General features: G+C 71.4%; 22 protein-coding genes. 11 read left to right on the top strand and 11 right to left on the bottom strand.

The features are described from left to right. Positions 1–233: 233 nt before the first annotated feature. From AC060K_RS06960 to AC060K_RS06935, 6 genes are all read left to right on the top strand, one after another. Positions 234–1,385, top strand: a complete 1,152-nt coding sequence (locus AC060K_RS06960) for an ArdC-like ssDNA-binding domain-containing protein (protein ID WP_483764698.1) — start codon at positions 234–236, stop codon at positions 1,383–1,385. Positions 1,386–1,387: 2 nt separating this feature from the next. Next, entirely contained in the window at positions 1,388–2,101 is a 714-nt protein-coding gene (locus AC060K_RS06955; RefSeq protein WP_483764697.1) for a hypothetical protein, read from the top strand. 5 nt (positions 2,102–2,106) lie between these two features. After that, positions 2,107–3,918 (top strand): type IV secretory system conjugative DNA transfer family protein, encoded by a 1,812-nt coding sequence (locus tag AC060K_RS06950; protein ID WP_483764696.1) that lies wholly within the window; start codon positions 2,107–2,109, stop codon positions 3,916–3,918. 68 nt (positions 3,919–3,986) lie between these two features. After that, a complete protein-coding gene (locus AC060K_RS06945; RefSeq protein ID WP_483764695.1) occupies positions 3,987–4,451 on the top strand; it encodes a single-stranded DNA-binding protein in 465 nt (154 codons plus the stop codon). Positions 4,452–4,464: 13 nt separating this feature from the next. Continuing rightward, complete coding sequence (locus AC060K_RS06940; protein WP_483764694.1) at positions 4,465–5,208, top strand: hypothetical protein; 744 nt, start codon at positions 4,465–4,467, stop codon at positions 5,206–5,208. Further along, positions 5,208–6,479, top strand: a complete 1,272-nt coding sequence (locus tag AC060K_RS06935; protein ID WP_483764693.1) for a hypothetical protein — start codon at positions 5,208–5,210, stop codon at positions 6,477–6,479. The genes AC060K_RS06940 and AC060K_RS06935 overlap by 1 nt, the downstream gene beginning before the upstream one ends. A gap of 4 nt (positions 6,480–6,483) precedes the next feature. Here the strand turns inward: AC060K_RS06935 and AC060K_RS06930 are convergent, their stop codons facing one another. Continuing rightward, positions 6,484–6,810, bottom strand: a complete 327-nt coding sequence (locus tag AC060K_RS06930) for a hypothetical protein (protein WP_483764692.1) — start codon at positions 6,808–6,810, stop codon at positions 6,484–6,486. 467 nt (positions 6,811–7,277) lie between these two features. Between AC060K_RS06930 and AC060K_RS06925 the strand changes: the two genes are divergently transcribed. The 5 genes from AC060K_RS06925 to AC060K_RS06905 all read left to right on the top strand — a co-directional run bounded on the left by AC060K_RS06925 (position 7,278) and on the right by AC060K_RS06905 (position 11,814). Next, the gene (locus AC060K_RS06925; protein ID WP_483764691.1) at positions 7,278–8,282 is read left to right on the top strand and encodes a hypothetical protein; all 1,005 of its coding nucleotides are present in this window, start codon (positions 7,278–7,280) and stop codon (positions 8,280–8,282) included. Between the two features lie 15 nt (positions 8,283–8,297). Next, positions 8,298–9,326: a DNA-processing protein DprA gene (gene dprA, locus AC060K_RS06920; RefSeq protein WP_483764690.1), complete on the top strand. Its 1,029-nt coding sequence runs from the start codon at positions 8,298–8,300 to the stop codon at positions 9,324–9,326. Positions 9,327–9,429: 103 nt separating this feature from the next. Continuing rightward, the gene (locus AC060K_RS06915; protein ID WP_483764689.1) at positions 9,430–9,822 is read left to right on the top strand and encodes a hypothetical protein; all 393 of its coding nucleotides are present in this window, start codon (positions 9,430–9,432) and stop codon (positions 9,820–9,822) included. 268 nt (positions 9,823–10,090) lie between these two features. Then, positions 10,091–11,365: a hypothetical protein gene (locus AC060K_RS06910; protein WP_483764688.1), complete on the top strand. Its 1,275-nt coding sequence runs from the start codon at positions 10,091–10,093 to the stop codon at positions 11,363–11,365. A 110-nt stretch (positions 11,366–11,475) separates the two neighbouring features. Further along, positions 11,476–11,814, top strand: a complete 339-nt coding sequence (locus tag AC060K_RS06905) for a hypothetical protein (RefSeq protein ID WP_483764687.1) — start codon at positions 11,476–11,478, stop codon at positions 11,812–11,814. A 117-nt stretch (positions 11,815–11,931) separates the two neighbouring features. Here AC060K_RS06905 and AC060K_RS06900 read toward each other — a convergent pair whose 3' ends face one another. The 10 genes from AC060K_RS06900 to AC060K_RS06855 form a co-directional block, all read right to left on the bottom strand. Continuing rightward, on the bottom strand, positions 11,932–12,096 hold the full coding sequence (locus AC060K_RS06900; protein WP_483764686.1) for an excisionase family DNA-binding protein: 165 nt from the start codon (positions 12,094–12,096) through the stop codon (positions 11,932–11,934). A gap of 151 nt (positions 12,097–12,247) precedes the next feature. Next, positions 12,248–13,525, bottom strand: coding sequence for a tyrosine-type recombinase/integrase (locus AC060K_RS06895; protein ID WP_483764685.1), 1,278 nt, complete (start codon positions 13,523–13,525; stop codon positions 12,248–12,250). Positions 13,526–13,768: 243 nt separating this feature from the next. Further along, entirely contained in the window at positions 13,769–14,104 is a 336-nt protein-coding gene (locus AC060K_RS06890; protein WP_483764684.1) for a metal-sulfur cluster assembly factor, read from the bottom strand. A gap of 25 nt (positions 14,105–14,129) precedes the next feature. Further along, positions 14,130–14,618: a Fe-S cluster assembly sulfur transfer protein SufU gene (gene sufU, locus AC060K_RS06885; RefSeq protein WP_483764683.1), complete on the bottom strand. Its 489-nt coding sequence runs from the start codon at positions 14,616–14,618 to the stop codon at positions 14,130–14,132. Between the two features lie 20 nt (positions 14,619–14,638). Next, the gene (locus tag AC060K_RS06880) at positions 14,639–15,958 is read right to left on the bottom strand and encodes a SufS family cysteine desulfurase (protein WP_483764682.1); all 1,320 of its coding nucleotides are present in this window, start codon (positions 15,956–15,958) and stop codon (positions 14,639–14,641) included. 28 nt (positions 15,959–15,986) lie between these two features. Continuing rightward, the gene (sufC, locus tag AC060K_RS06875; protein WP_483764681.1) at positions 15,987–16,748 is read right to left on the bottom strand and encodes a Fe-S cluster assembly ATPase SufC; all 762 of its coding nucleotides are present in this window, start codon (positions 16,746–16,748) and stop codon (positions 15,987–15,989) included. Between the two features lie 34 nt (positions 16,749–16,782). Next, positions 16,783–17,127: a non-heme iron oxygenase ferredoxin subunit gene (locus AC060K_RS06870; protein WP_125776654.1), complete on the bottom strand. Its 345-nt coding sequence runs from the start codon at positions 17,125–17,127 to the stop codon at positions 16,783–16,785. Next, positions 17,124–18,353: a Fe-S cluster assembly protein SufD gene (sufD, locus tag AC060K_RS06865; RefSeq protein WP_483764680.1), complete on the bottom strand. Its 1,230-nt coding sequence runs from the start codon at positions 18,351–18,353 to the stop codon at positions 17,124–17,126. The genes AC060K_RS06870 and sufD overlap by 4 nt, the downstream gene beginning before the upstream one ends. Continuing rightward, a complete protein-coding gene (sufB, locus tag AC060K_RS06860; protein WP_483764811.1) occupies positions 18,353–19,687 on the bottom strand; it encodes a Fe-S cluster assembly protein SufB in 1,335 nt (444 codons plus the stop codon). The genes sufD and sufB overlap by 1 nt, the downstream gene beginning before the upstream one ends. A gap of 101 nt (positions 19,688–19,788) precedes the next feature. Beyond that, positions 19,789–20,571, bottom strand: coding sequence for a helix-turn-helix transcriptional regulator (locus AC060K_RS06855; protein WP_483764679.1), 783 nt, complete (start codon positions 20,569–20,571; stop codon positions 19,789–19,791). Between the last annotated feature and the right edge of the window lie 15 nt (positions 20,572–20,586).

Below are 20,586 nucleotides of genomic sequence, written 5' to 3'. Positions count from 1 at the left end.
GCCATCCTCGAGGGGTGCAGGGACCGAACCACAGTATGGCCGGTTTGCCCGATCCGTGGCGACTGGTCAGACCAGCGTTCCCACCGGTCACAACCGCCCGTGCCCTGCCCTTACTTCCAGTCTGCCCCCGACCAGGCCTATCGGGTGCCTCGCGCCCCTGGAGCGGAATCTCAGCGCGGCTCCTGAACCTGGCACACGGTGCGCACCTGCCTTCTGAGACCGAGGAGGCCGCGATGGGCAAGGACAGCCGCTCGCTCGAGCAGAAGATCGCCGACCGCAACGCCAAGCTCGACGAGCTGCAGGCCAAGCTCACCAGTGCCGTCGACGCCCTGGTCACGGGTGACGACTGGCGACGCGCGCTGACCTTCGCCGCGCGGTTCCGTTCCCGGTCGTTCAACAACACCCTGCTGATCTGGGCCCAGCACACCGTCGCGCACGAGAAGGGCCTCGTCCCCGCGCCGGCACCGACCTACGTCGCGGGCTTTCAGCAATGGCGCGCCCTGGGCCGGCACGTGCTGAAGGGACAGCCCGGGTACCAGATCCTCGCGCCGGTCACCGCTCGCATGGCCGGCCGCGACGACGACCCCACCTCCTGGCACCGCCTGTCCAAAGGCGAGGAGCCCGCGCCGGGCGAGGTCGTCCGGACTCGGATGATCGGCGTCCGGCCCGCCTACGTCTGGGACGTTTCTCAGACCGACGGCCCGCCCATCTCAGAACCACCGACCATCCAGCTGCCAGCTGGGCAGGCGCCACCGGGCCTGTGGGACGGCCTGGCCGCCCAGGTCACCGCGCTGGGCTACGACCTGCGGATGGTCCCCGACGCCGCCGCGCTCGACGGCGCGAGCGGGCGTACGACCTACGCCGAACGCCTCGTTGAGATCAGCGCTGACCTGCCGTCCGGGGCACAGGCGGCCGTGCTCGCTCACGAGCTCGCGCACGCCATGCTCCACGCTCCCGGGCACGACACCGCCCCCGACGACGGCACCACTCCGGAGGCCGGGCGTGAGGGCCGGTCCCCGCACCGCGGGATTCGGGAGGTCGAAGCAGACTCCGTGGCCTTCATGGTCGCGGCCGCCCACGGTCTGGACCTGGCCGGCTCGACCGTGCCCTACGTCTCGGGCTGGGCCACCACCGTCCCTGGCAGCGACCCGCTCCAGACGGTCCAGAGCACCGCCGCCCGCGTCCGGTCCGCCGCCGTGACCATCCTCGAGCGGCTCGAGACCCGCCAGATCCCCGATGGATCACCACCGGCCCCGGCACCGAGTCCTGCCGCCCTGCCCGACCCCGCGGTCGAGCGACCTGCCGTCTCCCCCGCGCCCGCAAAGCCGCCCGCGCCGTCTCGGACTTCGCTGCCCGCGCCGGCACCCGTCATGGAAGGGATCTGAGGATGAGCGACGAGCGTCCCGTCGGCGTCCGGATCGACGTCGACTATGAGGGCCACCTGACGGTTCTCGCCGCTGACGTGGAGTGGGTGCCGCCCGGCCCCGGAGTTGTCAGTCCGCAAGTTCCTCTCGGCCGGAGCGACGTGCCGTGGGTCCTGGACAGCCTCCTGGCCGAGCACCGCCGCCCGTTGGACGTCGTCCTGTGCGACCGCGGAAAGACCTTCCGGGACCTGGTTCTTCCTCAGTCCGCGGAGCCCGACAACCCTTCGTTCTCGCCGGCTCCCCCGGGGTACGCGCCCGACCGTCACCGCCGACCGGTGGCGGTCGCCAGCGAGGGCGCCGTCGGCGGTAGCGAACCGGTGGGACGGCCTGCGCCGAAGCCCCGCCCGGGTCGGGGTACCGGATGGTTCGAGGCCGGTGGGTACACCCCGGGTGAGCAGGTCTCGATCGCCGTGATCGTCACGCGCGTCACCGCGGACGACCACGGCCGGATCTGCCTCATCCTGCCTGCGGCACTGCGCCCGATGATCGGTGACTCGGTCGCGATCGGCGAGGAGTCCCACGAGATCAACGTCAACCAGGCCGGCACGCGCGCCCCCGCCACGGGGCGCTGGATCCCCAGCCTCGACGGCCGAGCGCCCGCGCAGTCCGCCCTGGGCCTCGATGACCTCAACCTCGGCTTCCGCCGCCACGCCAGCGGCCCCGACCTCGGGATGTGAGAACCATGTCGCCCACAACGACTGGCCGCAGCGGCGGCGACGAGCTGACCAACCTCGCCCTGATCGCGCTGGTCGCGCTGCTGACCCTCTCGGCGGTGCTCCGGTTCGCCGCGAACGTCGCCGCGTTCCTCACCGGAGGTGAGACGCCCGACGGCGGGCCCGTGTCCGGGTTGGAGGTGCTGGCTGACCCCGCTCACCCCGGCAGGGCGTTCGGCGACGAGGCCTTGAACCCGTTCGTCTACTGGCTCACCGTCACCGTGCTCGTCGCGGCCGCGATGGTCATCACCTGGCTGGTATGGCGGGTCGTGGGAGGTCTGCGCACGCCGTCGGCGCACACGAACACGACCAAGGGGCTCGCGAGCAGGTCCGACCTGGCCCGCACCGGCTCCCGCACGTCCCTGGTGCGACGGTCGAGAACCCTGCGGCCCTCGCTGGTCAAGGCGACCCCGTCCGACGTCGGCTACCTCCTGGGCCACGCCCGTGGCCGAGAGCTGTGGGCGTCGGTCGAGGACTCCATGCTCGTCCTGGGCCCGCCCCGGTCCGGCAAGGGACTGCACCTGGTGATCAACGCCGTGCTGGACGCCCCCGGCGCGGTCGTGACCACCAGCACCCGGCCCGACACGCTCGCTGTCACCCTCGCCGCCCGCCAGGCCGTCGGGCCGGTCGCCGTGTTCGACCCTCAGCACCTCGCCGGCGACCTCGGCACCGGGATGCGATGGTCACCCATCCGGGGCTGCGAGGTCCCACGCCGGGCGATGGTCCGCGCCGCGGGCCTGGCGAAGGACACCGGGATCGGCGGCAAGGGCGTGGAGAACGGCGGCTTCTGGGAGAACACGACCCGCGGTGCGCTCCAAGCACTCCTGCACGCCGCCGCGCTGGGCGGGCGGACACCCAAGGACCTGTTCGTCTGGTCCCTGTCCCCCGCAGCCGCCGCCGACGCCATCGCGATCCTGCGTGCCCACCCCAAGGCCGCTCACGGGTGGGGTGAAGGCCTCGAAGGGATGATCAACGGTGAGGGCCGCTCGCGCGGCTCGGTCTGGATCGGCGTCCGCCAGGCCCTGGCCTGCCTGGCTGACCCCGACGTGCTCGACGCCGTCTCCCCCGGCCCCGACGAGCACTTCGACCCCGAACGGTTCCTGCGCGAACGCGGCACGCTCTACCTGCTTGCGACCGGCTCGGGCGCCTCGGCGTCCTCGGCGCTGGTCGCCGCGCTCATCGAGGACCTCACCGAGTCCGCCCGCAGGCTCGCCGCGCGATCCCCCGGCCAGCGCCTGGACCCACCGCTGCTCCTCGCCCTGGACGAGATCGGGAACATCGCCCCGCTGCCGTCCCTGCGGTTCCTCATGGCCGACGGCGGCGGCACCGGCATCACGACGGTCCCCGTGTTCCAGTCCATGGCCCAGGCACGCGACCAGTGGGGGCCGGAGTCGGCTGCGGCGATCTGGGACTCGTCCATCGTGAAGGTCGTCCTGGGCGGCACGTCCTCCGCGTCCGACCTGCGCGACCTGTCCGCGCTGCTGGGCGAGAAGGACGAGACCACCGACTCCTGGACCGTTGGACCCGACGGATCCCGGTCCCTGCAGCGATCCCTGCGGCGAGTGCCGGTCCTGCCGCCCGAGCAGATCCGCACCCTGCCGTTCGGCACCGGCCTGGTCCTGCTGCGATCCGCGCCGCCCATCATCGCCACGCTGCGGCCCTGGACCCGCCGAGCCGACGCCGACCAGCTCACCGCAGGACGTACCGCCTTCGAGACCAGCATCCGCGACACGAGCGACGGCACCGTCGGCGGCGGCTCCGAAGCCGCACCGGCTGGCTGATCACCCGTCCCGGGAGCAGCCCGCACACCTGCAAAGCGACCACACACCCCAGCGCGAGAGGGAAGACCATGCCCGAGCAGATCCCCACCTTCAACAGCATCGAGGGACGGCTCGCCGCCGACCCGCACCTCAAGCACACCGACGAGGGCAAGCCGTACGTCCGCGTGCGGTTCGCGGCCGAGCCCAAGCCCGAGTACCAGCCCGACGGCACCTTCGCGCAAGCAGAGCCCGTCGACTGCGTCCTCGTCGCCCGCGGCAAGGCCGCCCTGTGCCTCGCCCGCCGGTTCCGGTTCGGCGACGTCGTCGTGGCCTCGGGCCACGTCTCCGAGCACGACACCGGCGCGTTCGTCGCCCGTCGCGTCGGGCACGACGCCGCCCGCACCGACTACACCGTCACCCGCGTCCGACCGCGCCGCACCGAACGCGCCGGCCGCCGGACCGCCGCACGCCAGACACGCGACGGCACCGGAACGAGCACCGTCGACTCCGTCGTCGCCGGAACCGTGCCCGACCAACCGGCACCCGTCGCGTGAGAGGACCGGTCCCATGGCAGACGACGACAACCCCCACGCACATGGCCCCGGCGATGTTCCCCGCGCGGAGAGCCTGCTGGAGGCCTACCTCGCTGGATCGTTCAGGCTTCCGATGGACGTCGCCGCCCTCGGCGACGACGAGTTCGACGAGGACGACCTCGGCGAGCTCGACGTCCTCGGCATGGACGACGGGGCCGATACCGGACTCCAGCCGGGGACCGCGCTGCGGCCCGTCAACCTCAACCTGCTCAGCGCCGCCGAAGCCTCGGCGTACTGGCCCGAGCTCGACGGCTGGGTCCACTGGCTTCGGCACGACTACGGCCTCGGCGTGACGATCATCCCGCCGCTGTGGCACCGCCACGCCGAGCTGAGATGGGAGCTGTCCGCCCTGCACACCGCGTGGCTGGCCGCCTACGACCCCGAGGCGCACGCCGGCTCACCGGTCAACTGGCACCGCGAGCTGTCCGAGTCGATCCGCCGGCTGCACGATTGGGTGTCGCAGTCGGGCACCTCGCTCGTCGAAGACCGCCCCACCCCGATGACCCTGTGGCCCGGCGAGCCAGGATTCGGCGCCCAGGAGACCTGGACCGATGCCGCGACACCGGTCCCGATCAGCGACCGCCAGGCCGATTTCCGCACGTGGATGGAGGCCGACGTCACCCGCCGACGCGACATCGAACAACACGCCCGCGCCCACCGGGTTGAACCGATGCTCGACGGCCGCTCGCTGCGGCCCAGCCTCCGGAGGGACGAGTGATGGACGACAACCCGTTCGACGGCGACCTCGGCCCAGGTCCCGGCCCCGACCTCGACCGGTGGCTCGACGAGGCGTACGACGGTGACGAGCACGCCGAGGCCGCCGCCCGCGCCGACATCACCGCCATGGCCGACCACCACGCCTTCCACGCCACCGACGCGCACGAGATCATCGCCACCCTCCTCTGGCGCAACCTCAGAGCGATGGGCGTGCACGGGGGAAGGATGCTCGTGGTCGGCCAAGACCCAGAGGTCCTCGCCGGTGTCCCCGCCGACGAGCGACGACTCCACCCGGGCACTGCCGGCGGATTCTTCGCCCAGATCCCCGAGTCCGCGACGCGCTCCGAAGCACCCCACCCAGGGCTGACCCTGCGGCTCTTCGACGACACCGCACCCGACCGGTACGACGTCGTCGTGCACCTGCCCCAGCACGTCGACGTCTCGCTCCACAGGCCGGGCATTGCGGATGCCCGACGTCAGGCTCAGGTCATGGCGATCCTCGGCTGCCTCGCACACACCGAGCCCGGCGGCTACTGCATCACGCTGGCCTCTCGCGAGGTCATGGACTCCCCCGACCGCCGCTCCCGCGAGCAGCTGGCCCGGCACGGCGAGCTCGTCGGAGCGGTCCCCCTGCCCTCGGGAGCACTTCGCCCGGGGCTGCCCGGCAACGAGTCCTGCGTGGACCTCCTCATCTTCCGCCGGCCGCTCATCCCCGGCACCGACACCGCCCCTTGCGTGTTCCTGCCCACCCGCGACCACCGCGTCGGGGAGGCGGTCGTGGAGCTCAACCAGTACTGGCTGACCAACCCGCTCAACGTGCTCGGCGAGCTGGAGGCACGGGCCAGCACGTGGGGGCCACCGGACCTGGCCGTCCGCCCGGCCCGGGGGTACAGGCTGTTCCCGAGCCTGGCCCTACGGCTAGAGGACATCGTCGACCACGCACATGCGGCTGGCCTGATCGCCGAGACAAGCGCCGCGGTCGACGCGCGGATCCGCGAAGCGCAGCGGGACGACCCGGACACACCGATCGACTACACCCTCGTACACCGGCACGACCTCGACGACGTCCGTCGACGGATCACCGCCCTACGTGCCAACCATGGCCGCCAGAACCGCAACGTCCCCAAGGGGCTCGCGGGCGAGCCGCCGCCCTTGAGCGACCGCGATCCTCGTGCCGTTCAGTGGGGGAACGCGCAGCGCCCTGGCGGCATGGTCGATCCTCCACCGCACCCACCTCGCCCGGACACGGACCGTCCGGGCCCAGATCTGTGACTTCTCAGGAGTTCGGCCGGTCCGTGTCGTCGATCATCTGCTGCACCGCGCCAGCCAGGCTGCCCATCCGCTGTGCGTCCTGCTCAGACGGCGGGCCAGCCGCGAACCAGGTGGCAAGCTTCTGGGCGATCGACAGCGCGATCTCGGGCGAGGCGAAATAGGTGAGCATCGAACGCGGCTGGATCCGCATCTCTGCGGCGCGGACCTCTAGGAACGTGTTCAGCACCCGGTCGACCTCGCTGGGTTCGGCCGCGTAGCCCTCGATATCCAGACAAGACTCGAGAGACGCTGCGAGCTGCGCAAAGACGGCGGTTCGTCGCGTGATCGCCATGCTCCCGACCCTACGCCGACCCACCGCTGCCAGCCTCAGCACATCTCTCCCTGCCGGCTGCGTGCAGCACCGTGCTCCCAGCGTCCGTGCCATGACGTTCTCGCGCTGGCATAGCGCGTACTGAGCCGCCTGGCACGTCAATGCCGTCAGACGGTGTTCGCGTCCGACGGGCTGCCGACCCGGCCGACCGACTCACGGGGATCCCAACACGAGCCGGCTCCACGACCGTCTACGGGCGCCGTCCGGTGGCTGGTCGGCTTGCGCCCAGCCAGAGATGCGGCGGCTTGGCACACTTTTCAGCGGGTCGGGGTCCCGGCCGGTCGCCGTCGGCAGCATCCGAGCCGACTCTTCTGCGCATTCCCACGCCACCGCGGCGTTCGCCGTCCGCGGCGCGCGCCCGGTTTACTGCTCTTCGGCGTCGGCCGGGCACCTGTCTCTCGAGAGCCCTCGAGAGACGGGAGTTGGTCATGGCCAGCGAGGAAGAGCTCGACAACGCTGACGCCGAGGCGATGTACCGGCACGGGACGTTCGACGCGTACGCCGCTCACGCCCTGCTGGCGCAGAAGGTCTGGGGTGCGCTGCGCGGCCTGGGCGTGGAGCGGGGCCGGATGCTGGTCCTGGGCGATCACGCCGCCGTGCACGCGGGAGTCTCGGCCAGGGAGCAGGTCACGACGTCGATCTACGAGGAGTGGGTCGCGGCGATCCCGCCGGCAGGACCGGACGGCAGGTACCCGTGGCCGCAGGACATGGTCCGGCTGCGGTCGTTCACCGAGCACGACCCGGCCACGCACGACGTCGTGATCACCGCTCTGCCGTGGTCGGACGTGCACTTCCGGTCCGAGTACGGCAAGCAGCGGATCGCGCAGATCCACAACGAGTACCTCCGGTCGGCGATCGCACACGCCTTCCCGGGCGGGATCGTCGCCGCGGTCGCCTCCCGTCAGGTCCTCGACGGTCCCGAGACGGCGCATCGTGAGCTGTTCCTGGACAACGCCGACCTGCTCGGTGCGGCGCGCCTGCCCGCCACGTTCTTCCGCCCGGACCTGCCCGTCGAGAATGCAGAGGCGAGCGACCTGCTGTTCCTGCGCAGGCGCCTTCCCGGCGAGCCCGTCCGCTCAGCCGACTTCCTGAACCTGCACCCTGTCGCCGTCCCGGGCGGGGTCGAGTACGTCAACGAGTACTACGGCTTCACCTACCCCGAGCACATCGTCGGGACCGCCGGCGTGATGGGCGACGCCGACCACGACGCCGCCCGATACACCGTCCGGTGCGACGACGAGCCCGTCGACGTCGTCCTGCACCACGTCGTGTCCCGCATCGTCGCCCAGGCCCTGTCCCGCGGCCTTGCCGCGGTGTCCGCGTCCTGGCACCCGCCCGAGGCGCGTCTGGCCCGCGAGGCGGACCGCAGCGTCCGCACCCAGGCACGCCGACCGCCGTCGGCCACCGCGCGCGGCGACGCGCCCAGCATCTGAGAGGGAGTGACCGTCATGGAAGAGAAGAAGGCCCTGTACACGATCGCCGCCGACGAGCGGACCGCGCGGGTGCTGCTGGCGATCGCGTGCCCGCCGAGGAACATCACGACCGGGCGGCTGGTCGCGGCGGTCGGCGCGACCGAGACGGTGCGCCTGGCGCTGTCCGACCAGATGCCCGACCCGTTCGACACCGCCCTGGCCAACACCTGGCACCAGGCGGTCTCCGGCCGGTTCACCGTCGCGGGCCTGAACCGGGTCGTCGACCTCACGAGCAAGTATGGGCTCGAGGTGCTGATCCCCGGCGACGACGCGTGGCCGACCGCCCTGGGCGACCTGGGCCGCCGGGAGCCGGTGGCCCTGTGGGCCAAGGGCCACCTCAAGCTCCTCTCCCGCGGGGCCCCAGGCTGCGTGTCCGTGACCGGGTCACGCGCCGCCTCGGAGTACGGGCTAAAGGTCGCGGCCGAGCTCGCCGCCGGGTTGACCAGCCGCGGGCTACGAGTGGTCGCCGGCGGCGCGTACGGGATCGACGACGCCGCACACAAGGCCGCGCTCCACAACGACGGACGCACTATCGCGGTCCTCCCGTCGGGTCTCGGGCACACCTACCCGGCCGGGCTCCGGAACCTGCACCAGGAGATCGCCACCACCGGCCTCCAGCTCTCCGAGGCCCCGCCCGGGAGCACGCCGTCGCGGGACGCGTTCCTCGCCAGGAACCGGCTCGTCGCCGCCCTCAGCAGCGCAGTGGTCGTCGTGGAAGGCGCCAACCGGTCCGGCTCCCTGCACACCGCCCACGAAGCCGCGGCCCTCGGCCGGCCGATCGGCGCAATCCCCGGGCCGATCACCTCCCCGGCCAGCTCCGGCACCAACCACCTCATCGCAACAGGCGCAGCACGCCTGGTGACCAGCACGGCCGACATCGTCGACCTCATCGACACGAAGAGCGACACGCCACAGCCCGCGCGGGGCAGACCACGACTCCAGCTCGTTCCCACCGCGCCAGCACAAAACGGAAGGCCCACGCCCTCTCCCAGGCCGTCCCTCTGAGCAGGGGCCCGCGATCGGACGGGATCACGATCCGCAGCGGCGCCGGCGTGGGTTCCACCACCTGGCGTCGAACGTACGTTCGAGATGGCGTTAGCCTTGTCGAGTGCGAGAACGGGACGGGGGCGACTGGTGGCCGGCGGACCGGCCGCTGAACTTCTCGATGCCCAAGAGCGCGCCGGTGCGCCCGCAAGGAAGCATCGCGGTGATCGTGCGTCTCGCCTGGCCCGCCGGTGACGAGCTCGTACCCGGGCGCGCGATCCGCTGGACCGAGGACCACGTCATGGTGATGATCAAGCCGATCGGCGCCCCGTCCAGCACGGACGAGCTCATCGTCTGGCTCCAGACCAGGGACGTCTACACCTCGATCCCCCGACGCCCCTACCCGCGTCGGCCGGTCCGAGGCGGGAGCACGGCCCGAGGCATCGACCCTGCGCCGACGCCGGCCGACCGGCCGGCGTCGGCATACCGGCCACAGGGCACCGACGATCCCTTCTGACAGGCACACGGTCCGTCGTCACACCGCGGCTCCGCCAGCCACCGCGTTGACCTGCTGGCCACCCCCGCACACCTTCCCTCCGACGCGGGTCGCCGGCGGCGACCATGCGACGGCGTCGGACGGAGCGGCCATGACGTATGGAGAGACCTCGCAAGCTCTTCGGGACCACCTCACAGGACTGCTGGGGACACGGCATGTCAATCACCTGCTCGGTGGGGCTATCGGTCGTCAGCCAGCCTGGCGCACACCAGTGGAGATCAGGGCGTCGATGGAGCAGGTCCAGCGGTACCGCACCGCGGTCTGGACGTACGCACGCGACGCCCTCCGCGCCGTCATCCCGGAAGACCGAGGTTCGACCTGGGGCCCGGTGCTCATCCTGGCGCGACGCGTCCAGAACGCCCTTGCCGACCCCGCCCTCAATCGGCCAGACCTGGCCGAGCTCGGAACGCCGCAGGACCTGGCCCTGGTCGAGGCGTGGCGCCGGGCAGCGGCGACGGCCGCGCTCGGCAGCATGCTGGAGATCGAGGAGCTCGCCGCTCACGTCACGGCAGCCGAGGCGCCCGTCATCGTAGGCGACGTTGCCGAGCTCGTCTGGGCGCTCGTCCGGCTCGACGCCCGGTACCTGGCCATCCCCGGCTGGACGGCGATGGCCGACCACGTCCCCGCCCCGGGTGCCAACGGGATCCCCAAGCGCCCCAAAGGGCTCATGACCACCGCCGCCCGGTGCAGCGACTGGGCCCGACAGCGAATCGAACCGTCCGCCTACCGGGTCGACGCCCTCGGGTACACGCCCACACCGCCCCGCCCGTTCGGACCGCTCCCCCGCACTGTCTCGAGCTGCGTGGACGCGCTCGAGCGTGCGCGTGGGCACCTGGCCGCCGAGGGTCTGCCCAACCCACACGCCCTGCGCGGCATCGTCGCCGACCACATGGCACTGTCCGCCCGGGTCGCACGCCTGACCGACGAGCCGCGCCTCACCGCTACGTGGGCCGCCCGCGCGTCGACCTACCGGGCGCTCTCCGCCGCACTGCGCAACGTGGGCGGCAACCTCGGGCGCGGCCGCCTCGCCGCCGAAGAGACCCGCTTCGCCCTGACCCTCCTGCCCGACGCCGGCCCAGCCGCCGCCGACGACGACCTTGCCCGACTCGGGACGGCTCTCCGGCGCACCGACGTCGCCGTCGCGAACGTGCTCGCTCTCGGGGTCGCGCAGCAGGGCTACTTCGTGACGAACCGCAAACGCCTCCACGACACGGGAGTCATGGCATTCGCGGTGCCGGTGTTCGAGCCGATCACCGCCTTGTCGCACCCGGACCTCGGCCCGCTCGTACGCGAGCTCCGTCCTCCCCTCCCGGAACGCCCCCTCCAGGACCGACCTCTCACTGTGGACACCGCCCAGGCAGCCGCGGGCCGGCATGCCTTCCGCACCACACTCGACGACACCCGCATCCGGGCCGACCGCCAACGCCGATACTCCGACCCCGCCGACCCGACCGTGAGCGACCACCGCCGCCGACCCACCGAACCAGCGCACCTCCGGATGTGACCACATTCGTTCGCTGTCCCCAGCACCGTGCGCCGAGCCCGCGTGGACACGCTCGGGCTCGTACGGTCGACAACAAGCCGTAGGAGCGCCATCGATTCGAGGAGACCAACGTGACAGACGAACTGCCCGCCGGAGACTTCCTCGGCGTGCCGCTACCCCCGGAACACTTCACCGCCTACGGGCGAGCCCGGTCCGCCCTAGCGGCCCTGGCCGACTCCGCGACCGATGAGAGCTTCTCCCGGTACACCTGGACGCTCCTGCGCGTCGACCACCTGCACCACCCCTTGAGCATGATGCCCACCGAGCCCCTGCCCGCGATGACACCCGCGGACCTGTACGCCATGGCCGGGACCGCGATCGACGACCTCGCCCAGTACGTCGACCCCGTCGGCGCTGCCGAGGCACGCGCGCTGCTGGACGCGGCGTGGGCAGAGAGACCTGTTCGCTAGCAACGACCAGGCGCGAAGAGTACTCGCCATCTCGTTGGCTCTCGTAGCGGGGAGGCGACCATGACATGATCTGGCCCGCGACCTCGTTCGAGGTCGCGGGCCAGGTGGCCGCACCGCTCATCGCCGGTTCGATACCGGCACCAGCAGCGCCGCTCGCAACTCCTCGGCGTCGATCCTGATGAGGCGTCCGATCCGGTAGGCACGGACCGACCCCTCAGCGATCCGCCGCCGGATCGTCTTCACCGAGACACTCAAGTCCTGCGCGGCCTCGGCGAGGGACACCAGGTGTCCGCTCGGCGCGCTTTTCTGACCTCCCCGTTCCGGAGTCCGAGTAGTCATCGTCCCGCTCCGTCCCGACGGCGCCTTCGGCCGCCCTCACCACGCAGGTGTGCCCCCTACGTCGATTGCAGACCTCTCTCGTCCGCACGGGACCTCACCCGAGCTGAACATCCGCCGACCCGTCACCCGCCGCGCTCTCCCGACGCAGCCGCCGCTCGGCCAGCTCGTCCTGGAACGCCGCCCCGATCTTCTCCGCGATGGCGTGCTGGCGCTCCTCGTCCCCGACGTGCTGGTAGTGCAGCACCACGGTCGGGTTCGCGTGCCCCGCGATCGCCATCAGTTCCGCCAGCGTCGCCCCGGAACGAGCGGCCCAGGTCAATGCGGTGTGCCGCAGGTCGTGGATGTGCAGGTCGTCGAGCCCGACCTGCACGCGGACCGCCTGCCAGTTCCGCTCGACGACCGACGCGTACAGCACCCCGCCGCGCTTGGCCGGGAAGACCATCCCCGTCTCCCCTGGCTCGGAGAACCTCTCCAGGTGCGCCCGCAGGATCGGCACCACGAACGACGGGATCGGCACGTCGCGCTTCGACTTCTTCGTCTTGGGCTCGCCGATCTCCGCGTACCGGCCGGCTGCCTTGTTGTTCGCAGCCGTGCCCCGCACCTTGACTACAGCCCTGGCCGGATCGGCCAGGTCCAGGTGCTGCCGCTGCAAGGCCCGCAGTTCACCGTTGCGCAGCCCCGTCGTCACCGCCAGCGGCACCATCGCCTGCAAGTAGTCGGGCAGCAGCTCCGTCAGGCGCCACATCTGCTCCGGGGTGAGCACCACCGGCTCGTGCATCGCCTCGTACTGCAACCCGCGCTTCACCTTGGCCGGCGAGGCGTCCAGCAGCTCATGGTCGACAGCGTCGTTCAGGATCGAGGACAGCACCTGGTAGGCGGAGAACAGAACCCCACGCCCGTCGCTGTTGCCCTTGTACCCGTTCGCCTTCCGGACCTTCGCCTCTGCGGCCACGGTCGCAGCCAGCCGCGTGTACCAGTTCGCCACGTCGAGCCGGGTCAGGTCCGCGAGCGGGATCTCGCCCAGCTCCGGCAGGATCCTCTGGTTCAGGGACCGCTCGTACCGGTGCCTGGTCGAGGGCCGCAGCTTCTTGTTGGTCACCGACCGGTCGGCCCACTCCGCGAGCGTGATCGCCCGCTGCTGGGCGAGCCGCGCCTCGCGCTCGCGCACCTTCGGCGGCTTCCACTCACCCCGGTCGATGAGGATCCGCTCCGCGTTGAGCCACGCCTCTGCGGCCATCTTGTCGCCGAACGTCCGAGGATGCCGTTCGGTATCCGGCCCTGTGTAGCGCGCCCTCCAGCCGGTGACCTTGCCAGTCCGGGGGCTCGTGCGCTTCTCCAACTCACCGAAGACTCGCTTGTTGGAATGCGCCATGGGTGGTCCTCTCCACCCGTCAGGTATCCCACCGGCTCCCATGGGGGAACGGCACACCCTGCACGGCCCAGATCAAGGATCCGACCTGCGACAATGCCCTGGATCCCGTGGGGGAACTGTGGGGGAATGGATGGCCCCGAGAGGCCATCCGAGTCCACTCCTGTCCCACGGACCCAACAGAGAATCAGCAGGTCAGACGGCATTTCCCCAGTTCAGGGACCTGCCGCCCGACCCACCAAAACCTCAGACGTTGAACCCCAGCATCCGCAGCTGCTCCTTGCCATCGTCCGTGATCTTCTCCGGACCCCACGGCGGCATCCAGACCCAGTTGATCCGGAAGCCGTCGACGATCCCTTCGAGCGCGCTCGCGCTCTGGTCCTCGATCACGTCGGTCAGCGGGCAGGCCGCGGACGTGAGCGTCATGTCGATGGTGGCGTGGTTGTTCTGGTCCACGGTGAGGCCGTAGACGAGGCCCAGGTCGACGACGTTGATCCCGAGCTCGGGGTCGATGACGTCGCGCATGGCTTCCTCGACGTCTGCGGCGGTCGTGGGCGTGGAGCCGGTGGTCGCCTCGGTCATGCTGTCTCCTCGTTCGGGGTGGTGCTCAGTCATGGGTGGCCTGCGCGGCTGCGAGGGCGCCGCTGCGCGCGAGGGAGTCCTTGAGCGCTGCCCAGCCGAGCAGCGCGCACTTGATGCGGGCGGGGTACTGCGACACGCCCGTGAAGGCCGTCGCGTCGCCGAGGGCGTCCTCCGCGGCGTCGTCGGCCAGGCCCTTGCCCCGCGAGCCCATCAGGTCGTGGAACAGGGCGTCGAGCCGAGCCACCTCGGCGAGCGAGGCGTCGGTGACGAGCGACGTCATCACCGACACGGACGCCTGCGAGATGGAGCAGCCCTGACCCTCCCAGGTCACGGCGTCGACCACCCCGCCGGGCGAGACGGACACGCGGAGCGTGACCTCGTCGCCGCACGTGGGGTTGACCTGGTGCGACTCCCCCGCGAGGTGCCCGGACGGCGCGTCGGCCAGCCCCCGGCCCACGGGATGCTTCGCGTGGTCCAGGATCACCTGCTGGTACATCTGCTCGAGCGAGCTCACGTCGTGCCTTTCACCAAGAATCAGTCCACAGAGAAGAACGCGCGGACCCCCGCCAGCGCTTCCCGGAAGGCGACGATCTCCTCGACCGTCGTGTACACGGACGCGGACGCGCGGGCGGTCGCGGCCACGCCGAACCGGCGGTGCAGCGGCTGCGCGCAGTGGTGTCCCACGCGCACGGCGATGCCGGCGTCGTCGAGCACCTGGCCCACGTCGTGCGCGTGGACGCCGTCCACCACGAACGACACGGCGGCGACCCGGTCGGGCAGCCCGTCCGGCCCCACCCCCACAGTAGAAGGGCCGATGACCCGGACGCCCGGGATCTCCGCGATCTTCAGCATCTCGACGGCCAGCTCGGCCTCGTGGGCCGCGACGGCCTCCATGCCGAGCTCGCCGAGCCACTGCGCGGCCACGCCCATGCCGACGGCCTGCGCCACCATCTGCGTGCCGGCCTCGAACCGCTGCGGCGGCGGGGCGAACGTGGTGCGCTCCATAGTGACGACCTCGACCATCGAGCCGCCGGTCGTGGCCGGCGGCATGGCCTCGAGCAGCTCGCGCCGCCCGTACAGGGCGCCCACGCCGGTGGGGCCGAGCATCTTGTGCCCGGAGAACGCGGCGAAGTCCACGCCGAGCGCGTGCAGATCCACCGGCAGGTGCGGCACGGACTGGCACGCGTCGAGCACGGTCAGCGCGCCCACTCGCCGGGCGGCGGCCACGAGCGTCGCCACCGGGGCCACGGCCCCCGTCACGTTGGAGACGTGCGCGAACGCGAGCACCTTGGTGCGCTCGTTCACGAGCTCGTCGAGGTCGGAGAGGTCCAGGCGGCCGTCGTCGGACACCCGCAGCCAGCGCAGCGTGGCGCCCGTCCGGGCGCTGAGCTCCTGCCACGGGATGAGGTTGGCGTGATGCTCCGCCTCGGTGACCACGATCTCGTCGCCCGGGCCGAGCACGAACCGGCGCGCGGCCTCCGACCCGCGGCCGAGGGCCGCGTCGAGGGTGGAGTTCAGCATCGCGGCGCTGACGAGGTTGATCGCCGCCGTGGCGCCCGCCGCCCAGACGATCTCGCCGACGTCGGCCCCGACGAACGCGGCGACCGCCGCGCGGGCGTCCTCGAACGCCTCGGTGGCCTCCTCAGCGAGCTGGTGCGCACCACGGTGGACCGCGGCGTTGCGCTGCTCGTAGAAGTCCACCTCGGCGTCCAGCACGACCTGCGGCTTCTGGGAGGTGGCCGCGGAGTCGAGGTAGACGAGGGGACGACCGCCGCGGACCGTGCGCGCGAGCAGCGGGAAGTCCGCCCGCACGGCGGCGAGCTCGGTCGCGCTGAGCGCGGTCGCGATGGTCATGGTCGTCCCCTCGTCAGGTTCAGCGGTCTCAGGCCGTCTTGGCGGCGAGGAACCGGTCGTAGCCCTCGTTCTCGAGGCGGTCGGCCAGCTCGGGGCCACCCTCCTCGGCGATGCGGCCGTCGACGAACACGTGCACGAAGTCCGGCTTGATGTAGCGGAGGATGCGCGTGTAGTGCGTGATCAGCAGCACGCCCACGTCGGTGGTCTCCTTGGCGCGGTTGACGCCCTCGGAGACGATGCGCAGGGCGTCCACGTCGAGGCCGGAGTCGGTCTCGTCGAGGATCGCGAAGTGCGGCTTGAAGAGCTCCATCTGGAGGATCTCGTGGCGCTTCTTCTCACCGCCGGAGAAGCCCTCGTTCACAGAGCGCTCGGCGAAGGCCGGGTCCATGCGCAGGTTCTCCATCGCGCCCTTGACCTCCTTGCCCCACGTGCGCAGAGCGGGGGCCTCGCCGGAGATCGCCGTCTTGGCGGTACGGAGGAAGTTCGCCACGGACACGCCGGGCACCTCGACCGGGTACTGCATGGCGAGGAAGAGACCGGCGCGGGCGCGCTCGTCGACGCTCATCGCGAGGACGTCGGCGCCGTCGAGCGTCACGGTGCCGGCCGTGACCTGGTACTTCGGGTGGCCGGCGAGCGCCGACGCGAGGGTGGACTTGCCCGAGCCGTTGGGGCCCATGATGGCGTGCGTCTCACCACTGTTGATGGTGAGGTCGACGCCGCGCAGGATCGGCTTGGGGCCTTCCTTCGTCTCGACGCTGACGTGCAGGTCGCGGATCTCGAGGGTGGACATGCTCAGTTCTCCAGGTTCAGTTGCACAGAAAGATTCAGGACACCGGGACGGTGACGTCGATGTCGACGAGCACACGCTCGCCGTCGACGGTCACCGGGTACACCGGGACGGGCCGCACCGCGGGCAGCTGGACGGGCTTGCCGGTCCGGACGTCGAACTGCGAGCCGTGGAGCCAGCACTCGACGAGGCAGCCCTCCACCTCCCCGTCCGACAGGGAGACGGCGCCGTGGGAGCAGACGTCAGAGATCGCGTGGAACTCGCCGTCCGCGTCGCGGATGACCGACACCGCGACCGGGGCGCCGTCGGGGCCGTCGAGCTCGACGAGCATGGCCTCCTCCGGTCCCAGGTCTGAGGTCATGCACGCCAGCTGCGCGGTCACGCGGTGACCTCGGCCGCCTCGGCGGGCGCGCCCGTGATGACGCTCATGGACTTCTCGAGCTCGGCCTCGATGGAGGCGAGCAGACGCTCCTCGACCGACGGCACGCCGATCTCACCGATGAGCTCGGCGAAGAAGCCGCGCACCACCAGGCGACGGGCCTCGACCTCGGGGATGCCCCGGGCCATCAGGTAGAACAGCTGCTCGTCGTCGAACCGGCCGGTCGCGGACGCGTGGCCCGCGCCCTCGATCTCGCCGGTCTGGATCTCGAGGTTCGGCACGGAGTCCGCGCGCGCGCCGTCCGTGAGGACGAGGTTGCGGTTGAGCTCGTACGTGTCGGTGCCCTCGGCCTCGGCGCGGATGAGCACGTCGCCCACCCACACCACGTGGGCGCCCTGGCCCTGCAGCGCGCCCTTGTACGTGACGCGCGAGCGGCACGACGGCACGGCGTGGTCCACGAAGAGGCGGTGCTCCTGGTGCTGGTCGGCGTCCGCGAAGTAGAGGCCCACCATCTCGACCTCGCCACCCTCGGCCGTGAACTCGGCGTCCGGCGTGATGCGCACGACGTCGCCGCCGAACGTCACCACGACGTGCTTGAGCTTGGCGTCGCGGCCCAGGCGGGCGCGGTGCGAGGAGGCGTGCACGGCGCCGTCGGACCAGTCCTGGACGGTGACGACCGTGAGGTGCGCCCCGTCCTCGACCACGATCTCGACGGTCTCGGACACGGTGGCGACGCCGTCGTGGTCGAGGACCACCACGGCCTGCGAGTGGCGCTCGGCGCGCACGAGGACGTGCGCGGCGGTGGCCTCGCCGGACACGCCGGAGATGCGCACGGACGTCACGTCGGACGCGACGGCCTCGGCCGGCACCGTCACGACGGTGGCCTCGGTGAAGGCGTTCCACGCGGTGAGGGCCGTGCGGTCGCCCGGCTTGCCGGCGGTGCCCAGGCGGGCGTCGTCGCGCCCGACGGTCTCGACCGTGACCTCGGGGGCCGCGCTCACGGTGACCTGGACGCCCGAGGCGGCCAGGGTCTCCGCGAACAGCGGCTGGAGGCGCGCGACCGGGGAGAAGCGCCACTCCTCCTCGCGGCCGGAGGGCACGGGGATGTCGGCGAGCTCGAACGACGTCAGCCGCTCGGCGCGCGACCCCTGGGGCACCGCACCGGTACCGAACGAGTGCGAGTGGGCGCCGTCGGCGACGGCGCGCGTGTGATCGGTAGTAACGGCCATCAGCCGACGGACCCTTCCATCTGCAGCTCGATGAGGCGGTTCAGCTCGAGGGCGTACTCCATGGGGAGCTCGCGCGCGATGGGCTCCACGAACCCGCGCACGATCATCGCCATGGCCTCGTCCTGCTCCATGCCTCGGGACATCAGGTAGAACAGCTGGTCCTCGCTCACGCGGGAGACCGTGGCCTCGTGGCCCATCGACACGTCGTCCTCGCGGACGTCGACGTACGGGTACGTGTCGGACCGGGAGATCTGGTCGACCAGCAGCGCGTCGCACAGCACGTTGGACGCAGAGCGGTGGGCACCCTCGAGCACCTGCACCAGGCCGCGGTACGACGTGCGGCCACCGCCGCGCGCGACGGACTTGGAGATGATGGACGACGACGTGTTCGGGGCGGCGTGCACCATCTTGGCGCCGGCGTCCTGGTGCTGGCCCTCGCCGGCGAAGGCGATGGACAGCGTCTCGCCCTTGGCGTGCTCGCCCAGCAGGTAGATCGCCGGGTACTTCATGGTGACCTTCGAGCCGATGTTGCCGTCGACCCACTCCATGGTGGCGCCCTCGGCGGCCGTGGCGCGCTTGGTCACCAGGTTGTACACGTTGTTCGACCAGTTCTGGATCGTCGTGTAGCGCACGCGGGCGTTCTTCTTCACGATGATCTCGACCACGGCGGAGTGCAGCGAGTCGGAGCTGTAAATCGGCGCCGTGCAGCCCTCGACGTAGTGCACGTACGAGCCCTCGTCGGCGATGATCAGCGTGCGCTCGAACTGGCCCATGTTCTCCGTGTTGATGCGGAAGTAGGCCTGCAGCGGGATCTCGACGTGCACGCCCGGCGGCACGTAGACGAACGAGCCGCCCGACCACACGGCGGTGTTCAGCGCGGAGAACTTGTTGTCGCCGGCCGGGATGACGGTGCCGAAGTACTCCTGGAAGAGCTCCGGGTACTCGCGCAGACCCGTGTCGGTGTCGACGAAGATGACGCCCTGCTCCTCCAGGTCCTCGCGGATCTGGTGGTAGACGACCTCCGACTCGTACTGGGCGGCGACGCCCGCGACGAGGCGCTGCTTCTCCGCCTCCGGGATGCCGAGCTTGTCGTACGTGTTGCGGATGTCCTCGGGCAGGTCCTCCCAGCTGGTGGCCTGCTGCTCCGTGGAGCGCACGAAGTACTTGATGTTGTCGAAGTCGATGCCGGAGAGGTCCGCGCCCCAGCTGGGCATGGGCTTCTTGCCGAACAGGCGCAGCGCCTTGAGGCGCTGGTTCAGCATCCACTCGGGCTCGCTCTTGAGCGTGGAGATGTTCCGGACGACCTCCTCGGACAGACCACGCTTCGCGGACATGCCCGCGGCGTCGCTGTCGTGCCAGCCGTACTCGTACGAGCCGATGCTCGCGATGATCTCCTCGTCGGAGCGCTGCTCAGGCGCAGCCTGGGTCTCTGCAGTCATCTCGTTCCTTCGGTGGTGGTAGGCAGGTGCCCGGCCGGGGGCCGGACCGGGATGTTCGTGGTGCAGGCGTGCGCGCCGCCCGCGATGGTTGCCAGCCGCTGCACGTGGGAGCCGAGCAGCCGGGAGAAGGCCTGGGCCTCCGCCTCGCACAGCTCGGTGAACTCCTCCGCGACGTGCTGCACGGGGCAGTGCCCCTGGCACAGCTGGACGCCGGGTACCACTCCGGCACGGGTGACGGGCGCCGGCAGGGGCCGGACGGAGGCCGCGTAGCCGTCGGCGGACAGCAGGCCGGCGAGCTGCTCGGCCCGGCCCGCCGGGTCCGTCGCGGTCAGTCGCGGCTCGTAGCGCCGCACCACCGCGTCGTACCGCTCGGCCGCGAAGGCCGCGACCGCGTCAGGACCCGCGTTGTCGCGCAGGAACCGCAGCACCTGGCCGGCGATCTCCTGGTAGCCGCCCGACAGCTCCGACTGGCCGCCGGACGTCACGACGTACCGGCGGGCGGGGCGTCCGCGGCGGGCAGGGCCGCCCGCGTGGGACTCGTGGACGGAGATCTTGCCCTCCTCCTCGAGGAGGCCCAGGTGACGGCGGACGGCCGGGGCGGTGAGCCCCAGCTCGTGCGCCAGGTCGGCGGCGCTGACCGGGCCGTCGCTCGCGACGAGCTGCAGCACGCGGCGGCGGGTGGTGCCGTCGGTCTCGGTGGGGTGCACGAGCGTGTGGGCAGCGAGGGTCGGCGAGGCGGCAGGCGCGAGCGCCGTCGTGGTCTCGGTCGTGGTCGCCATCGGTCCTCCCCTCGT

The organism is Antribacter sp. NEAU-D49 (genome assembly GCF_057158775.1).
The sequence above is the reverse complement of the archived record's forward strand: the minus strand, read 5'-3'. Positions and strand labels throughout refer to the sequence as shown.